General features: G+C 69.4%; 18 protein-coding genes and 1 pseudogene. 12 read left to right on the top strand and 7 right to left on the bottom strand.

Features of this window, described 5'->3' with window-relative positions; all coding sequences use genetic code 11:
- Positions 1–6 precede the first annotated feature (6 nt).
- The 4 genes from MUU77_RS08800 to MUU77_RS08785 all read left to right on the top strand — a co-directional run bounded on the left by MUU77_RS08800 (position 7) and on the right by MUU77_RS08785 (position 4,085).
- Positions 7–1,323: an MFS transporter gene (locus MUU77_RS08800; RefSeq protein WP_245093891.1), complete on the top strand. Its 1,317-nt coding sequence runs from the start codon at positions 7–9 to the stop codon at positions 1,321–1,323.
- A gap of 97 nt (positions 1,324–1,420) precedes the next feature.
- Positions 1,421–2,305: a carbon-nitrogen hydrolase gene (locus MUU77_RS08795; protein WP_245093889.1), complete on the top strand. Its 885-nt coding sequence runs from the start codon at positions 1,421–1,423 to the stop codon at positions 2,303–2,305.
- Between the two features lie 9 nt (positions 2,306–2,314).
- Entirely contained in the window at positions 2,315–2,845 is a 531-nt protein-coding gene (locus MUU77_RS08790) for a GNAT family N-acetyltransferase (protein ID WP_245093887.1), read from the top strand.
- Between the two features lie 4 nt (positions 2,846–2,849).
- The gene (locus MUU77_RS08785) at positions 2,850–4,085 is read left to right on the top strand and encodes a TraB/GumN family protein (protein WP_245093885.1); all 1,236 of its coding nucleotides are present in this window, start codon (positions 2,850–2,852) and stop codon (positions 4,083–4,085) included.
- A 60-nt stretch (positions 4,086–4,145) separates the two neighbouring features.
- Here MUU77_RS08785 and MUU77_RS08780 read toward each other — a convergent pair whose 3' ends face one another.
- Genes MUU77_RS08780 through MUU77_RS08770 form a run of 3 tightly spaced genes read right to left on the bottom strand, consistent with a single transcriptional unit; the run spans position 4,146 to position 11,850 of the window.
- Entirely contained in the window at positions 4,146–7,256 is a 3,111-nt protein-coding gene (locus MUU77_RS08780) for an efflux RND transporter permease subunit (protein WP_245093883.1), read from the bottom strand.
- A complete protein-coding gene (locus MUU77_RS08775) occupies positions 7,253–10,708 on the bottom strand; it encodes an efflux RND transporter permease subunit (RefSeq protein ID WP_345779073.1) in 3,456 nt (1,151 codons plus the stop codon). Before MUU77_RS08775 ends, MUU77_RS08780 begins: the two co-directional genes overlap by 4 nt.
- 56 nt (positions 10,709–10,764) lie before the next feature.
- Positions 10,765–11,850: an efflux RND transporter periplasmic adaptor subunit gene (locus MUU77_RS08770; RefSeq protein WP_245093879.1), complete on the bottom strand. Its 1,086-nt coding sequence runs from the start codon at positions 11,848–11,850 to the stop codon at positions 10,765–10,767.
- 417 nt (positions 11,851–12,267) lie between these two features.
- Between MUU77_RS08770 and MUU77_RS08765 the strand changes: the two genes are divergently transcribed.
- Positions 12,268–12,666 (top strand): cytochrome c, encoded by a 399-nt coding sequence (locus tag MUU77_RS08765; protein ID WP_245094353.1) that lies wholly within the window; start codon positions 12,268–12,270, stop codon positions 12,664–12,666.
- A 7-nt stretch (positions 12,667–12,673) separates the two neighbouring features.
- Positions 12,674–13,129 carry a c-type cytochrome gene (locus MUU77_RS08760; protein ID WP_245093877.1) on the top strand — a complete coding sequence of 152 codons (456 nt, stop codon included), beginning with the start codon at positions 12,674–12,676 and terminating at the stop codon, positions 13,127–13,129.
- Between the two features lie 163 nt (positions 13,130–13,292).
- Here the strand turns inward: MUU77_RS08760 and MUU77_RS08755 are convergent, their stop codons facing one another.
- Positions 13,293–14,945 carry a hypothetical protein gene (locus tag MUU77_RS08755; RefSeq protein ID WP_245093873.1) on the bottom strand — a complete coding sequence of 551 codons (1,653 nt, stop codon included), beginning with the start codon at positions 14,943–14,945 and terminating at the stop codon, positions 13,293–13,295.
- Positions 14,946–14,960: 15 nt separating this feature from the next.
- Positions 14,961–15,557 (bottom strand): NfuA family Fe-S biogenesis protein, encoded by a 597-nt coding sequence (locus MUU77_RS08750; RefSeq protein ID WP_162110943.1) that lies wholly within the window; start codon positions 15,555–15,557, stop codon positions 14,961–14,963.
- A gap of 90 nt (positions 15,558–15,647) precedes the next feature.
- On the opposite strand from MUU77_RS08750, the gene MUU77_RS08745 reads away from it, so the two are divergent.
- A complete protein-coding gene (locus tag MUU77_RS08745; protein ID WP_245093871.1) occupies positions 15,648–15,995 on the top strand; it encodes a 4a-hydroxytetrahydrobiopterin dehydratase in 348 nt (115 codons plus the stop codon).
- Positions 15,995–16,366, top strand: a pseudogene (locus MUU77_RS08740) (energy transducer TonB); the annotation flags it as partial. The gene MUU77_RS08745 and the pseudogene MUU77_RS08740, both read left to right, overlap by 1 nt.
- 44 nt (positions 16,367–16,410) lie before the next feature.
- Here the strand turns inward: MUU77_RS08740 and MUU77_RS08735 are convergent.
- On the bottom strand, positions 16,411–17,400 hold the full coding sequence (locus MUU77_RS08735; RefSeq protein ID WP_245093869.1) for an RluA family pseudouridine synthase: 990 nt from the start codon (positions 17,398–17,400) through the stop codon (positions 16,411–16,413).
- A gap of 394 nt (positions 17,401–17,794) precedes the next feature.
- Between MUU77_RS08735 and rne the strand changes: the two genes are divergently transcribed.
- Together rne and MUU77_RS08725 are read left to right on the top strand one after the other, a co-directional pair.
- Positions 17,795–20,032, top strand: a complete 2,238-nt coding sequence (gene rne / locus MUU77_RS08730) for a ribonuclease E (protein ID WP_245093867.1) — start codon at positions 17,795–17,797, stop codon at positions 20,030–20,032.
- Positions 20,029–20,934, top strand: coding sequence for a hypothetical protein (locus MUU77_RS08725; RefSeq protein WP_245093865.1), 906 nt, complete (start codon positions 20,029–20,031; stop codon positions 20,932–20,934). Before rne ends, MUU77_RS08725 begins: the two co-directional genes overlap by 4 nt.
- Positions 20,935–21,632: 698 nt before the next feature.
- Here the strand turns inward: MUU77_RS08725 and MUU77_RS08720 are convergent.
- Entirely contained in the window at positions 21,633–22,280 is a 648-nt protein-coding gene (locus MUU77_RS08720) for a response regulator (RefSeq protein ID WP_245093863.1), read from the bottom strand.
- Positions 22,281–22,438: 158 nt separating this feature from the next.
- Between MUU77_RS08720 and MUU77_RS08715 the strand changes: the two genes are divergently transcribed.
- Both MUU77_RS08715 and MUU77_RS08710 read left to right on the top strand, forming a co-directional pair.
- Complete coding sequence (locus tag MUU77_RS08715; RefSeq protein WP_245093861.1) at positions 22,439–23,308, top strand: M28 family metallopeptidase; 870 nt, start codon at positions 22,439–22,441, stop codon at positions 23,306–23,308.
- 421 nt (positions 23,309–23,729) lie between these two features.
- A complete protein-coding gene (locus MUU77_RS08710) occupies positions 23,730–23,951 on the top strand; it encodes a hypothetical protein (RefSeq protein ID WP_245093859.1) in 222 nt (73 codons plus the stop codon).
- The last annotated feature ends 31 nt before the right edge of the window (positions 23,952–23,982 follow it).

Genomic DNA, 23,982 nt, shown 5'->3' with positions numbered 1-23,982 from the left:
CCTTCCATGCCCTACATCCCCGGACCCGCCCCCCGCGGGGCGCTGACACGCCTGCTGCCCCGCCTGTTCAACGTCGCGCCCCACGAGGCACCTGCGGTGGGCGCAGGGCTGCTGATGTTCTTCCTGCTGTTCGCCGGCTACTTCATGCTGCGGCCGATACGGGAAACGATGGGCGTCACCGGGGGCGTGGACAACCTGCAATGGCTGTTCACCGGCACCTTCGTGGCCACGCTGATCGTGCTGCCGGTGTTCGGCTGGATCGCATCGAAGGTGCCGCGCCGGCGGATCCTGCCCTGGGTGTTCGGCGCGGTCGTCGCCACCCTGCTGGCGTTCGGCCTTGCCCTGCTGGCGAAGCCGGACGATGTCTGGCTGGCGCGCGGCTTCTACATCTGGGTGTCGGTGATCAACCTGCTGCTGATATCCCTGGCGTGGAGCGTACTGGCCGACGTCCTGGCCAGCAGCGAGGCCAAGCGCCTGTTCGCGCTGATCGCCAGCGGCGCCAGTCTTGGCGGGCTGGCGGGCCCGCTGCTGACCACGCTGCTGGTCGGCCAGCTTGGGCACGGCGGCCTGATGCTGTTGTCCTCGTTGCTGATGGGCGCCAGCGGCGTCACCGCCGTATGGCTCCACCAGTGGCGCGACCGGCATCCGTCGCCCCAGGGCGTCGGCACGGCCGAGCAGCGGCGCGCTGCGCTGGGCGGGAATCCGTTCGCGGGCGCCACCGAGGTATTCAAGTCGCCGTATCTGGCGGGAATCGCGCTGTTCGTCCTGCTGCTGGCCACGGTCACGACCTTCCTCTACTTCGAGCAGGCCAGGCTGGTGGAGCAGCTGTTCCCGGACAAGGCGCAGCAGACCCGCGTGTTCGGCACCATCGACACGGTGGTGCAGGCGCTGGCCATCCTCAGCCAGCTGTTCATCACCGGCCGTATCGCCCAGCGGCTGGGCGTGGGCGTGCTGCTGGTCGCGGTGCCGCTGGTGATGGCGGCGGGTTTCCTGTGGCTGGCGCTGGCGCCGGTGTTCGGCGTGTTCGTGGTGGTGATGGTCGCGCGCCGGGCCGGCGAGTACGCCTTCGTCCGTCCCGGCCGCGAGATGCTCTACACGGTGGTCGCGCCGGACCAGAAGTACAAGGCGAAGAACTTCATCGACACGGTGGTGTACCGCGGCGGCGATGCGCTCAGCGGCTGGGTCAAGCGCGCGCTGGACGTGCTGGCCGAACACCCCGCCATGGCCATGCTGATCGGCACCGGCGTGGCCCTGGCGTGGGCGGCCACCGGCGTGGCGCTGGGACGCCAGCAGCGCCGCCGGGACGAGGCGGCGGCTTCGTGAGGAAGGTGGCACGGCGCGTTCACGCCGCGTGCGCCTGCGCCCGGGACGGACGCGGTACCATTCGCCCCCTCGCCGCCCCTGCCCGAATGCGCCCACGATGAACCGCACCACCCTGCCTGTCGCCCTGATCCAGGAGAAGAACCACGGCGACGCCGACGCCAACCTGTCCGTGATCGAGGCGCGCGTGGCCGAGGCCGCCAAGCAGGGGGCCCGGCTGGTGCTGTTGCAGGAACTGCACAACGGCGCCTACTTCTGCCAGCACGAATCGGTGCAGGAATTCGACCTGGCCGAACCCATCCCCGGCCCCAGCACCCAGCGCCTGGGCAGGCTGGCGAAGCAGCATGGCGTGGTGCTGGTGTCGTCGCTGTTCGAGCGCCGCGCCGCCGGCCTGTACCACAACACCGCCGTGGTCTACGAAAAGGACGGCAGCATCGCGGGCAAGTACCGCAAGATGCACATCCCGGACGACCCGGGCTTCTACGAGAAGTTCTATTTCACGCCGGGCGACATGGGCTTTACCCCCATCGACACCTCGGTCGGCCGTCTGGGCGTGCTGGTGTGCTGGGACCAGTGGTACCCCGAAGCCGCGCGCCTGATGGCGCTGGCCGGTGCGGACCTGCTGCTGTATCCCACGGCGATCGGCTGGGACCCGGATGACGAGCAGGCCGAAAAGAACCGACAGCGCGATGCGTGGGTATTGAGCCACCGCGGCCATGCCGTCGCCAACGGCCTGCCGGTACTGAGCTGCAACCGGGTCGGCCATGAGCCTTCGCCGCTGGGCGCATCGGGCATCCAGTTCTGGGGCAACAGCCACGTGCTGGGTCCGCAGGGCGAGTTCATCGCCGAAGCCGGTGGCGAAGAAACCCTCCTGATGGCCGATGTCGACCTGCAGCGCAGCGAGCATGTGCGCCGGATCTGGCCGTTCCTGCGCGATCGCCGCATCGACGCGTACGGCGACCTGCTCAAGCGCTACATCGACTGAGGCCCAAGCGTGCCGTTGATCGTCCGTGATGCCACGCCGGCCGACGTGCCGGCCATCGCCGCCCTCTACGCCGACGAAGTCCGCCATCACGTCAATACCTACGAGTACGACGTGCCGGACCAGGCCGAAATGGCGCGCCGCATGCAGGGCGTGCTCCACGCCGGCTATCCGTACCTGGTGGCCGAGCTCGACGGAGACTTCGCCGGCTACGCCTACGCCAGCAGTTACCGGGCGCGCGCAGGCTATCGCAAGACGGTGGAGAACTCGGTCTACGTGCTGCCCGGCCGGCAGGGCCAGGGCATCGGCGCGGCGCTGATGCAGGCGCTGATCGACGCCTGCCAGGCACGCGGCTATCGCCAGATGATCGCGGTGATCGGCGAACCCACCAATACCGCCTCCATCCGCCTGCACGAGAAATTCGGCTTCACGCTGGTGGGCGTCTTCCGCGGCATCGCCTGGAAGCACGACCGCTGGCTGGACACCGTGCAGATGCAGCGCACCCTCGGCGCCGGCACCACCGCGCCCCCGCAAGACGAATGACACGATGACCGAATCCAATACCGTGCCCGCCGATCCGCTGCACGGACAACCCCACGAGATCGTCGAGCGCGACGGCGTGCGCTACACGCTGCTGGGCACCGCGCACGTCTCCCGCGCCAGCGTGGATGCCGTGCGTGCGACCGTGGCCAGCGGCGACTACGACAGCGTCGCGGTCGAGCTGGACCCCGGCCGCCTGCAGTCGCTGACCGATCCGGACACGCTGGCGCGGCTGGACCTGGTGAAAGTGATCCGCGAAGGCAAGACGCACCTGTTCGCCGCCAACCTGGCGCTGGCCGCCTACCAGCGACGGCTGGCCGAACAACTGGGCGTCGAGCCCGGCGAGGAACTCAAGGCCGGCGCGCTGGATGCCCAGGCGCGCGGCCTGCCCGTGCACCTGATCGACCGCGAGGTCGGCCTGACCTTCAAGCGCGCCCTGCAGTCGCTGGGCTGGTGGCAGCGCACCAAGGTCGGCGCCGGCATCCTGGCCAGCATGTTCGGCGATGAGGAGGTCGGCGACGACGAGATCGAAAAGCTCAAGCAGGGCGACATGCTGGAATCCAGCTTCGGCGAGTTCGCCGCCGAAAGCCCGCAGCTGTACCAGGCCATCATCGCCGAGCGCGACCAGTACATGGCCTCGGCGCTGCGCCAGGTCGCGGCCGGCGTGCCGGCCGGCGCCGCGTCCCCCTACCGCGTCCTGGCGGTCGTGGGTGCCGGCCACCTGCCTGGCCTGGCCCGCCACCTCCGGGACGATGCCGGGGATCCGGGCGAACTGCGGCGCTCGCTGGAAGTCGTGAAGCCCAAGTCGCGCGTGCCGTGGATGGAGCTGGTGATCGGCGCGTTCCTGATAGGCGGCTTCGCCTGGGGCTTCTGGCAGGGCGGCGTGGACGTCGGTTCGGACCTGCTGCTGCAGTGGGTACTGGCGACCGGCGTGCTGGGCGCCATCGGCTGCGCGATCGCCGGCGGGCATCCGCTCAGCATCCTCGCGGCCTTCATTTCCTCGCCGCTCACGCCGCTGCATCCCGCACTGGCCTCGGGCACGGTCAGCGCCTTCGTCGAGGCGACGCTGCGCAAACCCACCTACGCGGACTTCATGGCCCTGCGCGACGACGTGCAGACGTTGAAGGGCTGGTGGAAGAACCGGGTGGCGCGGATCCTGCTCAATTTCTTCCTCACCAGCCTGGGCACCGCCATCGGCGTGTGGACAGGCGGGTTGAGGATGCTGGGCAAGCTGGTCGGCTGAGCCAGGCTCCCGGAGAACAGAAAAGAGCCGGGCATTGCCCGGCTCTTTTCGTCAGCTCCCTCAGTCGACGTGCAGCGCGGTCACGCTGGCCTTCGACGGGATGTCCCCGCGCCGCATGCGGGCCCGCGCGATCGCCCGGGCGGTGCCGCTGCGCAGATCGTCCAGGATGGCGTAGATGGTCGGCAGGAACAGCAGGCTGACCACCGTGGAGAACGCCAGGCCACCGGCGATGGCCCGCGCCATCGGCGCGTAGGCCGGGCCGTCGCCCGCCATCTGCGTATTGGCCATCGCGATGGGGATCATCGCCAGGATCGCCGTGCCCATCGTCATCAGGATGGGGCGCAGGCGCTCGCGGCTGCCCTCCACCAGCGCATCGGTGCGCGACAGGCCGCGCCGTCGCAGGTTGTTGATGTGCTCCACCATCACGATGCCGTTGTTCACCACCACGCCCATCAGCACCAGGATGCCGATGAAGGACATGATGCCGAAGGTGGTACCGGTCAGCGCGAACAGCCAGAACACGCCGAACACCGAGAACAGCACGCCGCTCATGATCGCCGCCGGGAACAGCAGCGACTCGAACACCGCCGCCATCACGATGTAGATCATCACCAGCGCGATCAGCAGGTTGAACATCATCTGCGCACTGGCTTCATCCTCTTCCTCGAATGCGCCGCCGTCGAAGGAGTAGCTGTAGCCGGCCGGGAACGACACGCCCTTCAGCGTCTCCTCCAGCGCCTTGCGCGCCTCCGGCACCGTGGCCTTCTCGGCCAGGTTGGCCTGCACGGACAGCGTGGTCTGCCGGTTGGTGCGCTGGATCTGGGTGGCCGACGGCTGCACGCCCACGTCCACCAGGGCCAGCAACGGCACCGTGCGGCCATCCGGCGCGCGCACCATGAAGCCGGACAGGTCGTCGGTGCCGTAGTCCTCCGCACCCGCGAAGCGGACCCAGACCGGCACTTCCGTCTCGCCGCGGCGGAACTCCCGCAGCGGAGCGCCGCGCAAGGCCAGGCTGACGAAGCGCGCGACCTCCTGTGCACTGAAACCGAACGCCGCCGCACGTTCGCGGTCCACGCGCACGTTGAGCTCGCTGTTCTGGTCGCCCACGTCCACGCGCACGTCCCGCAGCTCCTTCCGCTTGGCCAGGATCGGAATCAGGTCGTCGGCGATCTCGGACAGGGTCTGGGTGGAATCGCCGATCAGCTGGAAGGACACGCCCTGCCCCGGCTGGCCGCCGCCGCCCTGGCCGCCGCCCTCGCCGTTGATGCCGATGTTGGCGCGCGCCGACTTCGGCAGGTCCTTCCGCAACTGCTCGATGATCGGCTTGGTCTCGCTGGCCTTGTCGGTATCGAACTTGACCTGGGTACCGCCCCAGCCCTGTTCGCTGAAGTACGAATAGACCTGCGTGACCCGGTACTTCTCGCGGTTGGCCTGCAGGAACTGCTCGACCTTGAGGATCTCGGCCGACATCTGTTCCTTGGTGTAGGCGCCCTTCCACTGGTAGTACAGCTCGGCTTCGCCGCCGCTGTCGCCGCCGAACATGTCGAACTTGGTGAACTTGATGGGCACGAAGCTGACCACCACGATCAGCAGGATGCCCAGCACGCTCCAGCCGCGGTGCTCCAGCGTCCAGCGCAGCAGGCCGGCGTAGCGCTTCTGCATGCGCGGGATGATGCCGGTCTCGGTGCGCACCAGCGGGGGCGTCTTCAGCCGCGCCGAGATCATCGGGATCAGACTCACCGCGACCAGCCACGAGGCCAGCAGCGACACGGAGATGGTGATGGCGATCTGGCCCAGGTAGATGCTGAGGAAGTTGCGCTCGCCGAACAGGTTGGGCACGAACACGATGCAGTGGCACAGCGTGCCGGCCGACAGTGCGATGGCGACGTGGCGGGTGCCGACGATGGAGGCCCACACCGGGTTGTCCGGATACTTCTCGCGCTCCTGGTAGATGCTTTCCACCACCACCACGGCGTTGTCCACCAGCATGCCGATGGCCAGCAGCAGGCCCATCATCGACAGGATGTTCAGCGTCACCCCGGCGAAGTACATGAAACCCAGCGTCATCACGAAGCAGATCGGGATGGCCAGCGTCACCATCGACACCGACGGCCAGTGGCGCAGGAAGAACCACAGCACGACGATCGACAGCACCAGGCCGATCAGGCCGGCTTCGGCCAGTTCCAGCAGCGAGGAGGTGACGTTCTCGCCCTGGTTCTCGATCACCTTGACCTGCACGTCGCTGAGCTGCGGCTGCGCGCGGATCGCTTCCACTTCCGCCAGCGCCTTGCTCGACACGTCCACCAGGTTGGCGTTGCGTTCCTTGAAGATGTCCAGGCCCACGGCCGGCTGGCCGTCCAGGCGTCGCCCGTAATCCATGCGGGCCGGCTTCAGGCGTACGTCGGCGATGTCGCCCAGGCGCACGTTGCCGGTGCCGACCACCAGGTCGCGCAGCTCCTGCAGGTCGGTCAGCTCGCCCACCGGCTGCACGCGCAGGCGCTGCGGGCCGTCGCTGATCACGCCGGCGGAGATGGAGAAGTTCACCGCCTGCAGGCGCTGGGTCAGGTCGTTGAGGCTCAGGTTGTGCGCGGTCAGGCGGTCCTGGTTGATCGCGATCTCCACCTCGTTCGGCGGCGCGCCCGATACGTCCACGCGCGCCACGCCGGGGATGCGCTCGATGCGGCGCTTGAACTCGCGCTCGATCATGTCGTACCCGCCGGTCAGGTCGGTCTTGCTGGCCAGGCGCACCCGCAGCACCGGCTGGTCGGTGGTGGAGAACTTGAAGACGAAGTAGCGCTGCAGGTCCTCCGGCAGGTCGTCGCGGATGGCATCCAGCCGCTCGCGCGCCTCCGAGGCCGCGATGGCGACATCGCGGTCCCAGTTGGAGAACTGGATGAAGATCTGCGCGCCTTCGGCCTTGGCGTTGGACTCCATCCGCTTGATGCCGGCCATCGTCGAGAGCGCTTCCTCGGCCGGGCGCAGCACCGTGCGCTCGACCTCCTCGGGGGTGGAGCCGGTGTACGGCAAGGACACGAAGATGAAGGGCGGCGAGACCTCGGGAAACGCCTCCAGCGGCAGACGGATCGCCGCGATCAGGCCGATGACGAACAGCGAGATGAAGAACATCACCGCCGTCACCGGCCGCTTGATGCTGAACTCCGCGACGCTCATGCGGGTTCGCCCTCCCCTTCGGCCGGCATCGCCGCCGCCTTGCGGGCACGGCGACCGCGTTCCAGGTAGTAGTCGTCGGCACGACGGTCCAGCAGGTCGTACACCACCGGTATCACCAGCAGGGTCAGCAGCGTGGAGACCAGCAGGCCGCCGATCACGGTGATGGCCATCGGCGAGCGCACTTCCGCACCCGGGCTGCCGAACAGCGGCGCGGTGGCCAGCGGCAGGAAGCCGAACAGCGTGCAAAGCGTGGTCATGATGATGGGCCGCAGGCGCGAACGCGCGCCCTCCACCAATGCCTCGCGCTTGGCCACGCCGGCCTCGCGCAGCTGGTTGACCTTGTCGATCAGGATGATGGCGTTCTTGGTGACCAGGCCCACCAGCAGGATCAGGCCGATGAACACCACCACCGACACCGGCGAGCGGGTCAGGAACAGCGCCGCCACCGCGCCCACCAGCGCCAGCGGGATGGTGAACAGGATCACGAACGGGTGCAGCAGCGACTCGAACTGCGAGGCCATCACCAGGTACACCAGGAACACCGCCAGGCCGAAGGCGAACAGCAGCGAGTTGACCGATTCGGCCAGTTCTTCGCCCTGGCCGCCGATGTGCATGCCGACGCCGGCGCCGAGCGGATGCTCGGCGACCATCTGCTGCACTTCCTGCACCGCGCTGCCCAGGTCGATGTCGCGCAGGTTGGCCGACACGATGGCCACGCGCACCTGGTCGGCGCGGTGGATCTCGCTGGGACCGGTGGTGGCCACCACATCGGCGACCGCCGACAGCGTGACCGGCCGGGCACTGCCCGGATTGACGATCAACTGGCGGATGCTTTCCACCGAGGCGCGGTCGCCCTCCTGCGCGCGCACCAGCACGTCGATCTTGCGGTCGCGGAAGCTGTAGCGCGTGGCCACCTCGCCACGCACCTTCTTCACCACCACGTCGGCGATCTGGCGCGTCGTCAGGCCCAGCGCACCGGCGCGTTCCTGGTCGAAGCGGATCTGGATCTCGGGGAAGCCCTGCTCCACGGTCGACTTGACGTCGGCGTAGTGCGGGTTGGTGCGCAGCAGCGCCGCCAGCCTCTGGCCCGCCTTCTCGATGCTGGCCAGGTCCTGGCCGCGCAGCTCGACTTCCAGCGGGGTGGAGAAGCTGAAGAGCTCCGGACGGCTGAAATCGACCTGCGCGCCCGGATGCTGTTTCATGCTGGCACGCAGCGCGTCGGTTTCGCGGGCCTCCAGGGCCTCGCTGCCGCCGTTGGCCATCACCACCGTCAGCTTGCCGATGTTCTCGCCGCTCTCGGTGGGATTGGCGTCCAGCCGCGTGCCGCTGCCGCTTACGCCATACAGCGCATGGATGCCCTCGTCCTTGGCGTGCTGGTTCTGCAGTTCACGCACCAGGGCGTCGGTCTTGGCCAGCGGCGTACCGGGCGGCAGCTTCACCGTCATCTCGAAGCGGTCCTGCGCCAGCTGCGGGATCAGGTCCGCGCCCAGCAGCGGCACCATCGCCAGTGAAGCGACGAACGCCGCGGCGGCGAAACCCAGCACCAGCCAGGGGCGCTGCAGCGACGCCGGCAGCAATCGCATGTAGCCGGCTTCGGCGCGGTGGTAGGGCGCCATGGTCAGGTCGGACGCCTTGCGCATGACCGGGCCCACCACGGCCACCACGCCACGCCACGCCCGCACGACCAGCCAGGCGGCGCCGAAGAACCCCCAGCGGAAGATCGCACCGACACCGCGCCCCGTGGCCGCCACCGGCTTCTGCCAGCGCGAAGCCGGCTTCCACTGCGGGTGCGGGGCTTCCTCGGGGAACGCCAGCGGCGGACGGCCCTTCAGCGAGCTCAGCATCGGGATGAGCGTCATCGACACGATCAGCGAAATGCCGATGGCGATGGCCACCGTCAGTGCCTGGTCGCGGAACAGCTGGCCGGCGATGCCCTGCACGAACACCAGCGGCAGGAACACCGCGATGGTCGTCAGCGTCGACGCCACCACCGCCATGCTCACTTCGCGCGTGCCGACCATGGCCGCTTCCAGGATGCCCAGGCCGCGCTCGCGCGCCTTGGCGATGCTTTCCAGCACCACGATGGAGTCGTCCACCACCAGGCCGGTGGCCAGTGCCAGGCCGCCCAGCGACATGACGTTCAGGCTCAGGCCCAGCTCGCCCATGAAGAAGAACGTGGTGACGATGGAAACCGGCAGCGACAGGCTGATGACGAAGGTGCTCCAGCCATCGCGCAGGAACAGGAAGATGATCAGGATGGCCAGCAGGCCGCCGATCACGGCGTCCTTCTTGACGTCGGCGATCGCGTGCTCGATGAACAGCGACTGGTCGTCGATGATGGTCACCTCGACATCCGGCGGCACCTGCTGCTTCAGCTGCTCCAGCCGGGCCTTCAGCGCCTCGGCGGTGGACACGGTGTTGGCATCGCCTTCCTTGTAGATGGCCAGTTCGACGGCCTCTTTTCCGGCCAGGCGGATGATGGCCTCGCGCTCCTTGAAGCCCTGGCGCACCTCGGCCACATCCTTCAGGCGCACCGGCATGCCGCCGGCCACCACCCCGCTGCCACCGGAGGAAGCGCTCTGCACGGACGCGGCCGCGGCCATCGCCTCGGCCGAGCCGGTGGTGGCGGCGATGGCCGCCATCTGCGCCGCCGCCGACGCCGCGGCGTTGTCGCCGCCGCCCTGCGTGGTGACCAGCATCTCGCGGATCTCGTTGACGCTGGCGAACTGGTTGACCGTGCGCACCAGGTAGCGCTGCGAGCCCTCTTCCAGGCGGCCGCCGGAGATGTTGATGTTCTCCTGCTGCAGGCGCTGGATGATGGTGTCGATGGGCAGGTTGAGCTGCGCCAGCTTCTGCTGGTCGATGTCGACCTGGATTTCGTCTTCCAGGCCACCGCCGACCTTCACCGCCGCCACGCCGCTGACCGGCTCCAGCTTCTTCTTCAGGTCGTCATCGGCGTAACGGCGCAGTTCGGTCAGCAGGCGGATCGCGTCGGCGTCGCTCTTCGGCTCCTGCTTGTTGGACAGCACCAGGCGCAGGATCGGCTCGGTGGACGGGTTGAAGCGCAGCAGCACCGGGGCCTTGGCCTCCAGCGGCAACGACAGCACTTCCATCTTGTCGCGCACTTCCAGGCTGGCCTGGTCCATGTCCGTGCCCCAGGCGAACTCCAGGACCACGTCGCTCTGGCCGGTGCGCGAGACCGACTTCAGCTTGCGCAGGTTCTTGACCACGCCGACGGCCTCTTCCACCGGCTCGCTGATCAGGGTTTCGATTTCCGACGGCGCGGCCCCGGTGTACTCGGTGCGCACGGTCAGCGTGGGGTAGCTCAGGTCGGGCAGCAGGTTGACCTTCAGCGAGCCCAGCGCGATCACGCCGAACAGGAACATCGTGATCCAGAACATCGCGACGGTGACGCGACGCCGCGTGGAGAACTCGACCAGGCCGCCGCCCAGCGTGTCGTCGCCGGCTGCGCGGGGCGGGTGCTCGCCGGGTGCGTGGCCGGGCGCGCTCATTGCTTGGTTCCGGCGGTCTTGGCGGCATCGGCCTTGGCGGCCACCTTGGCGGGCTCGGCGCCGATCACCTGCACGGCGCTGCCGTCGCGCAGGGCCACCTTGCCGGCGGTCACGACCTGTTCGCCGGCCTTCAGGCCCTCACGCACCTCGATCCATTCGCCATCCACGTAACCCATCTTCACCGGCACGCGCACGGCCTTGCCGTCGCGCACCACGAACACCGCCGGGTCGCCATCGTCCAGCAGCGCCACGCGCGGCACCACCAGGGCATCGGCACGCTGGTCGTAGTCGATCCGGATGCGGCTGAACATGCCCGGCTGCAGCACGCCGTCGCTGGCGAAGGAGCACACCACGCGGAAGGTGCCGCTGCCGGCATCCACCACCGGCGCGATGCGGTCCACCGTGCCCTGGAAGGTCTTGCCCGGCAACGCGTCCACGGTCATCAGGACCGGCAGGCCGGCCTTCAGCGTGGCCAGTTCGCGCTCGGGCACGTCCAGCGTCGCCTCCAGGCGCGACTGGTCCACGATGCGGATGATCGGCGTGTTGATCTGCACGAAATTGCCGACCTTGATGGAACGCGACGCGATCACGCCGGAGATCGGCGCGGTGACCGTCGTGTAGGACAGCTCCAGCGCGGCGGCGCGGTAGACGGCACGCGCGTTCTCCAGGTCGTACTTGATCTGGTCCACGTCGTTGGCGCTGATCATCTGCTGCTCGACCAGCTGCTGCGCGCGCCGGTAGTTGTTCTCCAGCTTGCGCATCTGCGCCTCGGCCTGGGCCACCTGCAGGCGCAGACGGTCCGGGTCCAGCCGGACCAGGGCCTGGCCGGCGCGCACCACCTGACCCTCCTCTACCAGCACGGCCAGCGCCACGCCGGAGGTCTTGGCGATCACCTGCGATTCGCCCAGCGCTTCCAGCGGCGCCGTATTGCTGTAGCTGGCCGCGACCGCGCGACGGGCCACCTTGGCCACTTCGACGGGAACGGCGTCGGGTTCCTTGGGAGCCTCGCCGTTCTTGGCCTGGGCCTCGGGCGTCGGGCCGCCGCCTTTGCAGGCGGACAGCACCAGCAGGCCACACAACACGGGGACCAGTGCCAGCTGCAGGTAGGAACGGCCGGAGGGGGGCGGGGTCGGGACATGGGACGGTACCGTGGTGGTGTTGTGGTGGTGTTGTATGAAGGTATATCACCCCTGAATGACTTCCATGCGCCGAAGGTCATGGTGACTAGCGTCCTGAGCAGGCACGGGGCATCCGTGGTCTTCGATGCACGACACGGGCCGCGGGTTGCTCCGCCTTCGATGCGCGGGGACGACATACCGGTCTTCCAACGCGACGGTGCGGCGGGGCAGGCAACCGTCCGACGGCTCGCGCACTGGTGCGCCTGCCTGCGCACCGGGGAGGCGCGCCTGTGCGCGACATTCGGTCGCAGGCTATACTTGCGTTCAGCCAAGCGCCGCGGTGGTACGTGGCGCGCGCAACCTGAGAGTTTCCCGAGAATGATGCGACCGCTGCCGCTCGCCGCTTGCCTTGCCTTGGCCGCCCTTCCGCTGGCCGCCCTGACCGCCCAACAGGAAACCCCGGCCGCGCCCGCCCCGGTCGAAGCCGCGGCCCCTGCCGCCGCCCCCACCGCCGCCCCGGCGCCGCTGGTCGGCAACCCGGAGACCGGCCGTACCCTCACCTACACCTGCCTGGGCTGCCATGGCATCGAGGGCTACAAGAACGCCTATCCCAGCTTCAAGGTGCCGAAGATCGGCGGGCAGTCGGCCGATTACCTGGCCAACGCGCTGACCGAGTACCGCAACGGCAACCGCAAGCACCCCACCATGCAGGCCCAGGCGCAGAGCTTCTCCGAGCAGGACATCGCCGACATCGCCGCCTTCCTTTCCACCGTCAAGTAAGCCCACCATGCCCAACGCCAAGCACGCTCAGCGTCTAGCCATCGTCCTGTTCGCTGCCCTCGCCCTGGTGGCCTGCTCGAAGGAGAACACCGAAGCCGCGGCCCAGGATCCGGGCCACGCCAGTGGCGAGCACGGCTCCAGTTCGTCGGCCGGCCTGCCGAAGGGTCATATCGCCAAGGGCGAGGAACTGGCCAAGGCCAAGGGCCAGGCTACCGGCCAGAGCTGCGTGGACTGCCACGGCGCCGAGGGCAATGCGCCCATCGACGATACCTACCCCAAGCTGGGCGGCCAGTACGCCGACTATCTGGCGCACGCGCTGCAGGCCTATCGCGGCGGCGACCGCCAGCACGCACTGATGGGCCCGCAGGCTGCCAGCCTGAGCGACCAGGACATCGCCGACCTGGCCGCCTATTTCGGTTCGCGGCCGTCGCAGCTGCGCGACCTGCACAACGTCAACAAGTAAGGACTTCCCTCGTCGGGAACACCGGAACGGAGCCGCAAGGCTCCGTTTCCGTATGCGGGAACGTGAGGCTGGCGTGGGAGCGACGTCGGTCGCGATGAAGCGTCCCGATCTCCATCGCGACGGAATTCGCCCCCCGCCACACCCGACGGACTCCCGGATCTTCTCAGCTGTCGGTCGGGATAGGCGTGCGCTTGACCGGGATGTCGGGCGGCGGACGCGCCTTCGGCGGCTCGGGGAACAGGCTGCCCAGGCCGCAGCCGCCGCCCAGCTGCAGCACCGAGATCGTGCACTTCAGTTTCATGTTCGTGCCGGGGATGGGGATCTCCATCTCGCGCACATTGCGCCTCACCCACTCGGCCAGCAGCGATTCGCTGGGCACCCAGTACTTGTCGAAGCTGGTCGGCTCGTAGTCGTACGGCGGTCGCTGCAGCCAGGTGCCCGCCTCTGCCAACTGCTCCCGGGTCCACTGGTCGTTCTGTCCGCCCGGCGCGCCGCGCGGTGGCTCGGATCCATCCGCCACGCCGGGAACCCGCAGGCTGCCGTCGGCGTTGTACAGGCCCGGCCTGTCGCGTCCGTCCGCCGCACTGTCGCCCGCCACGTTGCGCCGCGCATTGCCCCATTCGTCGGTGCGTGCGGGGGTGTCCCAGCCGCCGGCGCGCGCCGCCGGCGCGGCAGGGGATGCGCTGGCGGACGCTGCAGGCGCCGTGCCGCGAGGGGCGGAAGAAGGCGAGGTTCCCGCCGGTGCCCGCGCCCGCGCCAGCGCGGGCGCGGCCGCTTCGACAGCGGCGGGCGCCGTGGGCGCGGGGCTGGTGGCCGGCCGGGGCGCCGGTTCCTGGATCTGCGTCTGGCGAACGCTGCGCTCGCGCGCCGCGACATCGCGCGGCGCGACCTCGGCCGCACGGGGCTGGAGGTCGCGCACCTCCGGCGCCTGCAGCGGCGCCGGGACTTCGCGCTCCCGCACGCGGGCTTCCCGCGTGGCCACCGCCGGCACGTCGGCACGCGCGGGAAGTTCGCGACGGACCACTGCCGGGGCCGTCACCGGCGCCGGGATCTCGCGCGTCGGCACCCCCGGTTCGCGCAGGGACGGCAGCGCCACCTCGGGCAGGCGGGCGGTGGCCGGCGGCAGTACGAAGGCCTGCGTCGGCTCCGGCACGTCCGTGACCTGCAACGGCTGTGGGGCCAGTTCGGGCACGGGGACGTTGCGCGGTGGCATCGGCGGCACGTCCATCGCCAACGCCGCCGGGGCGACCGCCCCGGCTTCGGGCATCGCCGCGGGCGGCAAGGGCGGCTGCGGCGCGGGTGCCGATGCCGCGGAGCTGGGCGATGCAGGCTGCCCCGCATCGGGCTGGCCGGCCTGTGCCCCGCCTCCCGGCTCCGCAGGGTTGCCATCGCCGATCATCTGCAGCCGTACGCGACTGCTGTCGCCCGGCTCGGCCGGCGGCGGCGGTATCTGCACCAGCGCCACCCACAGCAGGAACAGGAAGAACAGCAGGTGCAACAGGCTGCTGCTGAAGCCGGCCAGCCAGCGCATCCAGCGCTCTTCGCGCGGCGGCGGTCCCCACCCCTGGTAGAACAGCGAGCGGAAAGCGCGCCAGCGCCCCGGCGCGAACGGCGCCGCATCGGCCCTGCGCGGCGACGCGCGCGCGGCCAGTGTCGCCACCATCGCATCGGCACGCTCACGGGTGATGCGGCCCAGCCGTTCGGGCAGCGCGCGCAACCACAGGCCCCAACCGAACGGGAGGCCGGTCTGGCGTTCGACGATGGGGGCCGCCTTGCGCGGCAGCAGGTAGGTGATGACGTCGGTGGCGTTCGTCACCGGCGCTGGCGTCCGTCAGGCGGCGTTGCCGCGGGGGATGTACGGCGCGGCGCCGGTCCCGTGGTCGGTGGCGTCGCGCACCGCGGTCACCCCCGGCACGCGTGCCATCAGGGTCTTCTCGATGCCCTGCTTGAGGGTGACGTCGGCCATGCCGCACCCATGGCAGCCGCCACCGAAGCGCAGCCACACCACGCCATCGCCGCCCACTTCCTCCACCGCCACGCGCCCCTTGTGGGACGCCAGCTGCGGATTGATCTCGTTGTCGATCACCCAGCGCACCCGCTCGACCAGCGAGGCGGTGTCGCCGGGCGCTTCGCCCTTGATGCGCGGCGCCTTGATGGTGAGTTGCGTGCTTGCGCCCTTCATCACGTAATCGATCTCGGCGCCATCCAGCCAGTGCACGCTGGCAGCGTCGACATACAGCGTGAAGCCGTCGCAATCGACCGCCCATTCATCGCCTGCCAGGTCGCGCGGCTCGGAGAACTCCAGCCGTGCGTCGGCCTGTGCGGTGCCGGGATGGACGGCGCTCAGGCGCACGCCCAGCCCGGGCAGCGCCTCGCGTTCGATGAGCTTGCGAAAATGCGCCTGCGCGCTGTCGGAAATCTGGATCATGCGGGTATTCTAGCCCCCTGCCCGACAGCCATTCACCTTCACAGGCCCGTCGTCGGTCTTCATTCAGACTGGCCGCCCAGGAGACGCGCGATGTCCGATCTGATCCCCCTCGCCCAAGCGCACTGCGTGCCGCTGCGTGGCAGCGAGCACCGCCTGCCGCCCGCGCGCATCGCCGAACTGCTCCCCCAGGTGCCAGGCTGGGAACTGGTGGAGGACGGACACGCGCTGTCGCGCACCTTTGCCTTCGGCAACTACTACGAAACCATGGCGTTCGTGAACGCGCTGGCTTTCGTCGCCCATGCGGAAGACCACCATCCGGACCTGGGCGTGCACTACAACCGCGCCGTCGTGCGCTACTCCACGCACGACGTGGGCGGCCTGAGCGAGAACGACTTCATCTGCGCGGCCAAGGCCAGCGCCCTGTTGGGAGAACGCTGATGCACCCACGTCCGACCCGCGCGCCGCTGACCGCGGCGCTGATGCTGGCAGTGTCGCTTGCAGCCTGCACGAAGAAGCAGGAGGAGGCAGCCGCGCCCGCGATCCCTCCCACCGAACTGGCCGCCATCGACACCCCGCCGCCGGCCTATCCGGCGGAAGCCGAATGCGACAGCGAGGGCGGCACCACGGTGCTGCGCGTGACCATCGACAAGGACGGCGTGCCCGCCCAGGTGGCGCAGGCGCAGAGCAGCGGCCATGCCGCGCTGGACAAGGCGGCGCTGGAAGCCGTGCGTGCCTGGACGTTCCGCGCCGCCACCCGCAACGGCCGGCCGGTCACCCACACGATCACCGTGCCGGTGACCTTCCCCCCGTACTGGAAAAGCCGACCCGTTGCTTCGCCCAGGGCGGCTGACACTCAGCCCAGCCGGTCCAGCGCCTCGGCCAGGTCCTCGGACAGCGGGGCCGTCAGCAGGTACGGCGTACGCCCCCCGTCCAGCGCGAACTGCAGCGAGGCGGCGTGCAGGAACAGGCGCTTCAGCCCCACCTGTTCGCGCAGGCGCTTGTTGACGGCCGGGTCGCCGTACTTGTCGTCGCCGGCCACGGGATGGCCGATGTGCTGGGCATGCACGCGGATCTGGTGGGTGCGGCCGGTTTCGATGCGGACTTCGCAATAGGAATGCCCGCCCCGCCGCTCCAGCACGCGGAAGTGGCTCAGCGACGGCTTGCCATCGCGGTGCACCTGCACGTGCCGTTCCCCGCCCTGGCGCAAGCCGATGTGCAGCGGCGCATCCACGCTCATCACGCCATCGGGCATGCGCCCTACCAGCAGCGTCAGGTAGCGCTTCTCGATCCCGCGCGTGCCCTCTTCGCTGTCCTCGCGCAGCAGCGCCTGCAGTTCCGACAGCGCCGAGCGCTTCTTGGCCATCACCAGCAGGCCGGAGGTGTCGCGGTCCAGCCGGTGGACCAGTTCCAGGGACTGGTGCGGCCGCAGCGCGCGCATCGTTTCGATGGCGCCATGGCTGATGCCGCTTCCGCCATGGCTGGCCACCCCGGTCGGCTTGTTGATGACCAGCAGACGTTCGTCCTCGAAGACGATGGCCGCCTCCATGCGCTTCAGGAAGCCGGCCGGCGGCGCCGCCCTGTCGCCCGTTTCGCCGGGATTGACGGGCGGGATGCGGACCTCGTCGCCCCCTTCCAGCTTCCGCTCCGCCTTGGCCCGGCCGCCGTTCACCCGCACCTGGCCGCTGCGCACCAGCTTGTAGACCAGGCTGCGCGGGGCCCCTTTCAACTGGCCCAGCAGGAAGTTGTCCAACCGCTGCCCGGCCCGGTCTTCCGGCACCGTGACGGTGCGCACGGCGGTCTTGGGCTGGGCGGCCGGCTTGTCCGAGGGGGGGCTAGGGGTCATGAACGGTAATCTGTTAAACTCGGGGGGCGAGATAAGGGTTTGATTTCGCTGGGAGTTGCAGTTGGGCCAGAAGCCCGTCTCCCCGCGATTCCGGCAAGTGCGCGGCCACCGCCCCAGGGGCGGCCATGTTAGCGGCTGATCGGCAGGCCCGGATACCGCCGGGTGCGTGACGGCACCTGATGCTGAACATGTCCCGCGCGGCGCCACCTCACCAGGGAAGCTGCCGCCGGCCCCGCAACACCTATTAGAAACAAAAGCGCTCCCGCGGCCTGCCGTGGTGTCGTAGCGCTGGAAACCCGACCCGCCCCGCTGCGCCTGCGCAAGGGGCGGTGCAACGTTCCAGAGGCGAAACCCCATGGCGTTCCGCGCGGTAGCAGCGCGCGAGGAACGCACAATGAAACGCATGTTGATCAACGCCACGCAGGCCGAAGAGCTGCGCGTGGCCATCGTTGACGGTCAGACCCTGTACGACATCGATATCGAACAGCCGTCCAAGGAACAGAAGAAGTCCAACATCTACAAGGGCCGCATCACCCGGCTCGAGCCCTCCCTGGAAGCCGCCTTCGTCGACTACGGCGCCGACCGCCATGGCTTCCTGCCGCTAAAGGAAATCTCCCGCGACTACTTCCAGGCCGGCGTCGACCACAACAAGGCCGGCATCCGCGAACTGCTGAAGGAAGGCCAGGAAGTCGTCGTCCAGGTGGACAAGGACGAACGCGGCAACAAGGGCGCGGCCCTGACCACGTTCATCTCGCTGGCCGGCCGCTACATGGTGCTGATGCCCAACTCGCCCACCGCCGGTGGGGTGTCGCGCCGCATCGAGGGCGACGACCGGGCCGAGCTGAAGAAGGCCATGGACGCCCTGCAGATCCCGGACGACATGGGCGTGATCATCCGTACCGCCGGTGTCGGCCGTGACGCCGAAGAGCTGCAGTGGGACCTGGATTACCTGCTGAGCGTATGGAAGGCCATCGCCGAAGCGGCGCTGACCAAGCCGGCCCCGTTCCTGATCTACCAGGAAAGCCGCCTGATCGTGCGCGCCCTGCGCGACTACCTGCGCAGCGACGTGGGCGAGATCCTGGTCGACACCGACGAGCTGTACGAGACCGCCCGCGAGTTCATGCAGCAGGTCATGCCGCACAACCTGCGCAAGCTGAAGGCGTACAAGGACGACATCCCGCTGTTCAACCGCTTCCAGATCGAATCGCAGATCGAAGGCGCCTACGAACGCAATGTCCGCCTGCCTTCCGGCGGCTCCATCGTGGTCGACCAGACCGAGGCGCTGACCGCCATCGACGTCAACTCGGCGCGCGCCACCAAGGGTGGCGACATCGAGGAAACCGCGTTCCACACCAACCTGGAAGCGGCCGAGGAAGTGGCCCGCCAGCTGCGCCTGCGCGACCTGGGCGGCCTGGTGGTGATCGACTTCATCGACATGTCCTCCAACAAGCACCAGCGCGAAGTCGAGAACCGCCTGCAGAACGCGCTGAAGTACGACCGCGCGCGCGTGCAGATCGGCCGCATCTCGCGCTTCGGCCTGCTGGAAATGAGCCGCCAGCGCCTGCGCCCGAGCCTGGGCGAGTCCAGCCAGATCGTCTGCCCGCGCTGCGAAGGCCATGGCCGCATGCGCAGCGTCGAGTCGCTGTCGCTGTCCATCATCCGCGTGGCCGAAGAGCACGCGATGAAGGACAACACCGGGCAGGTGCTGATCCAGGCGCCGCTGGAGATCGCCAACTTCCTGCTCAACGAGAAGCGCGGCGCCCTGCGCGAGATCGAGCAGCGCCACGATGCCCCCATCATCATCGTCGCCGACGAAGCGCTGCACACCCCGCATTACGAAGTCACCCGCATCCGCCAGAACGAACTGGGCGAAGAGACCAGCAAGCCCAGCTACCAGCGCGGCACGCCGCGCAAGCTGCCGGTGCATGCGCTGACCAAGGCGCAGCTGAACATCCCGGCCGCCCCGGCGGTGACCCACGTCAAGCACACCCAGCCTGCCCCGGTGCGCGAAGAACGCGAAGCGCCGGCACCGGCGCCCGCACCGGCCCCGGTGGCGCCGCCGGTCGCCATCGCGGCGCCCGCCTCCGGCGGCGTGGTCGGCTTCTTCAAGCGTCTGTTCGGCGGAGGCGAACCCGCGGCGCCGGCCCCGCAGGCGCGTCCGCAGCAGGACAACCGCCAGCGCAACGATCGCAACGGCAACGGCCGTCGCGACAACCGCGACAACCGCGGCCAGCAGAACCCGGGCCGCGGCGGCAAGCAGGACAACAGCCGCCGCGACGAGCGCAACAAGGGCCAGAACGCCCCGGCCGGCAATGCGCCGCAGCAGAAGCCGCGCGGCGAGCAGCCGCAGGGCCAGAAGCAGCCGAAGCCGCAGAACGCCCAGGGCAACGCGCAGCAGCCGCCCAAGCCCCCCGCCAGCCGCAGGGCCAGCAGGGCGGCAAGCAGCAGGCCCAGGAAGGCCGTCAGCAGGGCGCACGCTCAACGCCGCAGGACACCGCAGCCAAGCCGGCCGTGCCGGCCGCCACCGAGGCAGCGACGGCATCCGCCGCCGTGCTGGCTACCGGGCAGGACATCGCGCGCACCACGCCCGCCGCTGCGCCGACGCCCGTCCCGGGCGCCGATGTGCCGGTGATCGACACGGACGCGACGCAGGTCGTCGCGGTCGAAAGCGACGCCGCACCGTCTGCCGAGGCCGGCGAGGCCGGTGAAGGCGGCCGTCGCCGCCGTGGCCGCCGCGGTGGCCGCCGCCGCCGCCGTGGCAGTGGTGAAGCCGGTGCCACGGGCGAGGACGGCATGCTGGTCGACGACCTGGGCAGCGAGGATGGCGCGCCGGTCGCCGATCGTTCGCAGCCGGAGTTCGATTTCGAGGACGACGAACCGGCGCTCGCCGCACCGCGTCCGCCGAAGGCCCCCTCCGCTCCCGCCGTCGCGGCAGCCGTGGTCGCTGCGCCGCAGCCCGAGACCGTGGCCGCCGCCGAGGAGACGCCCGCCGTCGTGCCCGCCCCGGCCGTCGTGGTGGAAGCCGCGGCCGTGGAGGTCATCGCGGACGTGAAAGCCGAGGCCGCGCGCGTGCAGCCCGAAGTGACCGCCACGGTGCAACACGAAGCACCGACGGCCGCAGCCATCGTCGAAACGGTCAGGGCCGAGATCGCGGCCGAGCCCACTCCGAGGGCCGTCAAAGCACCCGAGGCGCCTGTTTCGGTCGCCACCACGGCCAGCACCGCCGACGCGGCGGAGACGCCGGTTCCGGCGACGCATCGTGCCGAACCGGTGCAGATCGACCTGGTGGATGCCGTGAACGAAGCCGCGGCCGAAGCCGAGTCGCCGGTCGAAGCCGTCACGCCGCCGCCTCCGGCCGCGCCGAAGCCGGTCAGCGAACCGGCTACCGGCTCGCTGTTCTTCGTCGCCGATGCGGACACGCCGCCCTCCATCACGCGCAGCCTGTTCGAACCCGCCGTCACGCCGGTCAAGCCCGTCGACGAGGCGGCCGGCGACAAGCAGGACGACGACACCACCGAAGAACGCAGCGCCTGACGCACTGCGCCTCTTCCTGTGGATGGAAGACACACTGGCCGCGCAAGCGGCCAGTGTCGTTTCAGGGGGCAGCTGCCGACTCAGACACTTGATCGGACCGTGGTCGCGGCGAACACTGGGCCGCTTGCGCCTGCGGTGACCACCGCGGCTCGCACGGGACATGGATTCCAGCGTCCGCTGGAACGACGGCATGGAAGGCGCAATCGTCGCCGTCGTCCCAGCGAAAGCTGGGACCCATCTTGCTCTTGCGGCGACCGTCCCGGCTCTCACAGGACATGGATTCCAGCGTTCGCTGGAATGACGGGATGTGGAACGCGCACCGCCCCCCGCCGTCGTCCCAGCGAAAGCTGGGACCCATCTTGCTCTTGCGGTAACCGTCCCGGCTCGCACAGAACATGGATTCCAGCGTCCGCTGGAATAACGGGATGTGGAACGCGTATCGATCCCTGCCGTCGTCCCAGCGAACGCTGGGACCCATCTTCGCTCTTGCGGTGACCGTCCCGGCTCGCACACAAAATGGATTCCAGCGTTCGCTGGAATGACGGCATGGAAGGCGCATCGCCCCCCCGCCGTCGTCCCAGCGAACGCTGGGACCCATCTTGCTCTTGCGGTGACCGTCCCGGCCCTTACAGAACATGGATTCCAGCGTTCGCTGGAACGACGGGATGCGGAACGTGCACCGACCCGCGCGCAGACCGCTACAGCGAGCGCGTCGGGTCCGTCAGTCCCCACTGCGCGGCCAGCCGCGCCAGGGCGATGTTGTCCTGCACGCCGGTCTTCTCGAACAATCGCGTCTTGTGCGTGTTCACCGTCTTGGCGCTCAGGTTGAGCCGCCGCGCGATCTCTTCCTGGCGCAGGCCCTGGGTCAGCAGCATGGCCACTTCCAGCTCGCGCGGCGACAGCGCGTCGAACGGCGACGCATCGCCGCCCACCGTATGCAACGCCAGGTTCTGCGCCACGTTGCTGCCCAGGTAACGCTTGCCGCGCGACACCTCGCGCACCGCGCGGATCAGCTCGGCCGCGTCGCCGGCCTTGCCCAGATAGCCGGACGCCCCGGCCTCCAGCAGGCGCTTGGGCAGAGGCCCGTCCTCCAGCACCGACACGATGATCACCCGCACGCCCAGATCGGCACGCACGATGCGCTCGGTCACCTCCAGGCCGCTGTAGCCCGGCAGGTGCAGGTCGCACAGCACCACGTCGGGCTTCAGCTGGCGCACCAGCGGCAATGCCGCTTCGCCGGTCTCCGCCTCGCCCACCACTTCGATGTCTGCGTCGCTGCCCAGGATCAGGCGCATGCCGGTGCGCACCAGGGCGTGGTCGTCGATCAGGAAAACGCGGATGGTCATGGACACGGATGCCTTGGGGGAACGGGTCGAGCGTAGAGGGGCCATCCGTCGCCGCGCAATTAACATTATTGTAGCGACGCCCCCCACTCCATGCGTGTAGGCGGGTCGAGGACGCGCGGCGGCTGCGGCATACTCGGGTTTTCCGAGGGGATTCCACCATGACCGATATCCGGCGCCGCCTGCGCGCAGCGTTGTTCCTGTCGATGTTCGCCAGCCTGCCGGCATGGGCCGATGATGTGTCCGGCCGCTGGCTCACCCAGGTCACCGCCGTGAGCGCCAGCAGCGACACCGCCGCGCGCGGCGATGCCATCGGCCGGCGCCTGGATGCGCTGGGCATCGCGTGGAAGCGCGAGGACTTCCAGCAGGACGGCCAGTCCGGAACCAACCTGGTGGCCGACCTGGGCGGGCCGGCGGAAGCGCCCCTGCTGCTGATCGGTGCGCACTACGACCGGGTCGATGTGGGCCATGGCGCCACCGACAACGCGTCCGGCGTCTCGGCCGTGCTGGAACTGGCACAGGCGCTGAAAGCCAGGCCGCTGGCGCGCCATCGCGTGCAGATCGCGTTCTGGGACCTGGAAGAAAAGGGGCTGCTGGGTTCGCGCGCGTGGGTGGCGACGGCGGGGCGCGAACAGCCCGCGCTGTACGTCAACTTCGACGTGTTCGGCTGGGGCGACACCTTGTGGATGATGACGCCCGCCACCGATGGCGCGCTGGTCGACGCCCTGCGCACGGCCAGCGGGCGCGAGGCGCTCGGCTTTCGGCCCGGCGACCAGTACCCGCCCACCGACCACCTGGCCTTCCTCAAGGCGGGCTGGCCGGCGGTGTCGTTCTCACTGGTGGGCGGTGAGGAGATCGATCCTGTCCTGGCCGTCTTCGACGGGGGCAAGCCGGCGCAGCTGCCAAAGGTGATGCAGGTGATCCACAGCGGGCGGGACACCACGGCCGAAGTCGACGGCGCCCGCGTGGATGATGCCCTGCGCGTGATCGAACAGGGCCTGCGCGCATGGGATGCCCGGCACGGCCACTGAACCTGTGCACGGGATACGCGAACGGGCCCTTGCGGGCCCGTCCGTGCAGGGGGGCGAGAACACGCCTGGCTCTCCGGGCGGCGACGGTGTCGGACTCGCGGTCCACCGCCAGGCGCAGCAAGGAACAGGGGGTGTCCGGTACGCTGCGTTCGGTTCTCTCGTGGTGCCCTGGGTGTCAGCCTTGCGGCTCGGAAGCAGGGTTTGCGCAGGCGACGGAGGGGGTGGATCCGCCGGCCCGACCACTGGCGGACGTTGTACGCCGGGCGTTGCGAAGGCCATGTGTAGGCCGTTCAGTCGCACTGCACATTTCTCACGCCGGTTGCACATGGCTTAACCCCGGGGAAAGGCATGTCGGCGCGCATGCGTCCGCATCACGGGGCGATCCGTAGGTTGTGCCAAGGCAGCAACCCGTCTCCGCCCCATGATGACCTTCGATCTGTTCCACGCCCCCGCCCAGGATGGCCTGTACGCGCTGTCCATCAACGAATCGCCGCCCCTGCATTTCGCCAGCCGGGGCGCGGCGCTGCGCTACGCCGTGAAGCTGGCCAACCAGCGCCAGCAACAGGGCCTGGACTACGCCATCAATATCGAGGGCGGCGATGGGCGCTGGCGGCTGTTCGAAGGGTGGCGGCTCTGCGCGTGAGACGCGGTCCGTCACCGCCCTGAAGTCGCCT

The organism is Pseudoxanthomonas sp. F37 (genome assembly GCF_022965755.1).
Taxonomy (GTDB): domain Bacteria; phylum Pseudomonadota; class Gammaproteobacteria; order Xanthomonadales; family Xanthomonadaceae; genus Pseudoxanthomonas_A.
Note: the sequence above shows the minus strand (reverse complement) of the source record. Positions and strands in the feature narration are given on the sequence as shown.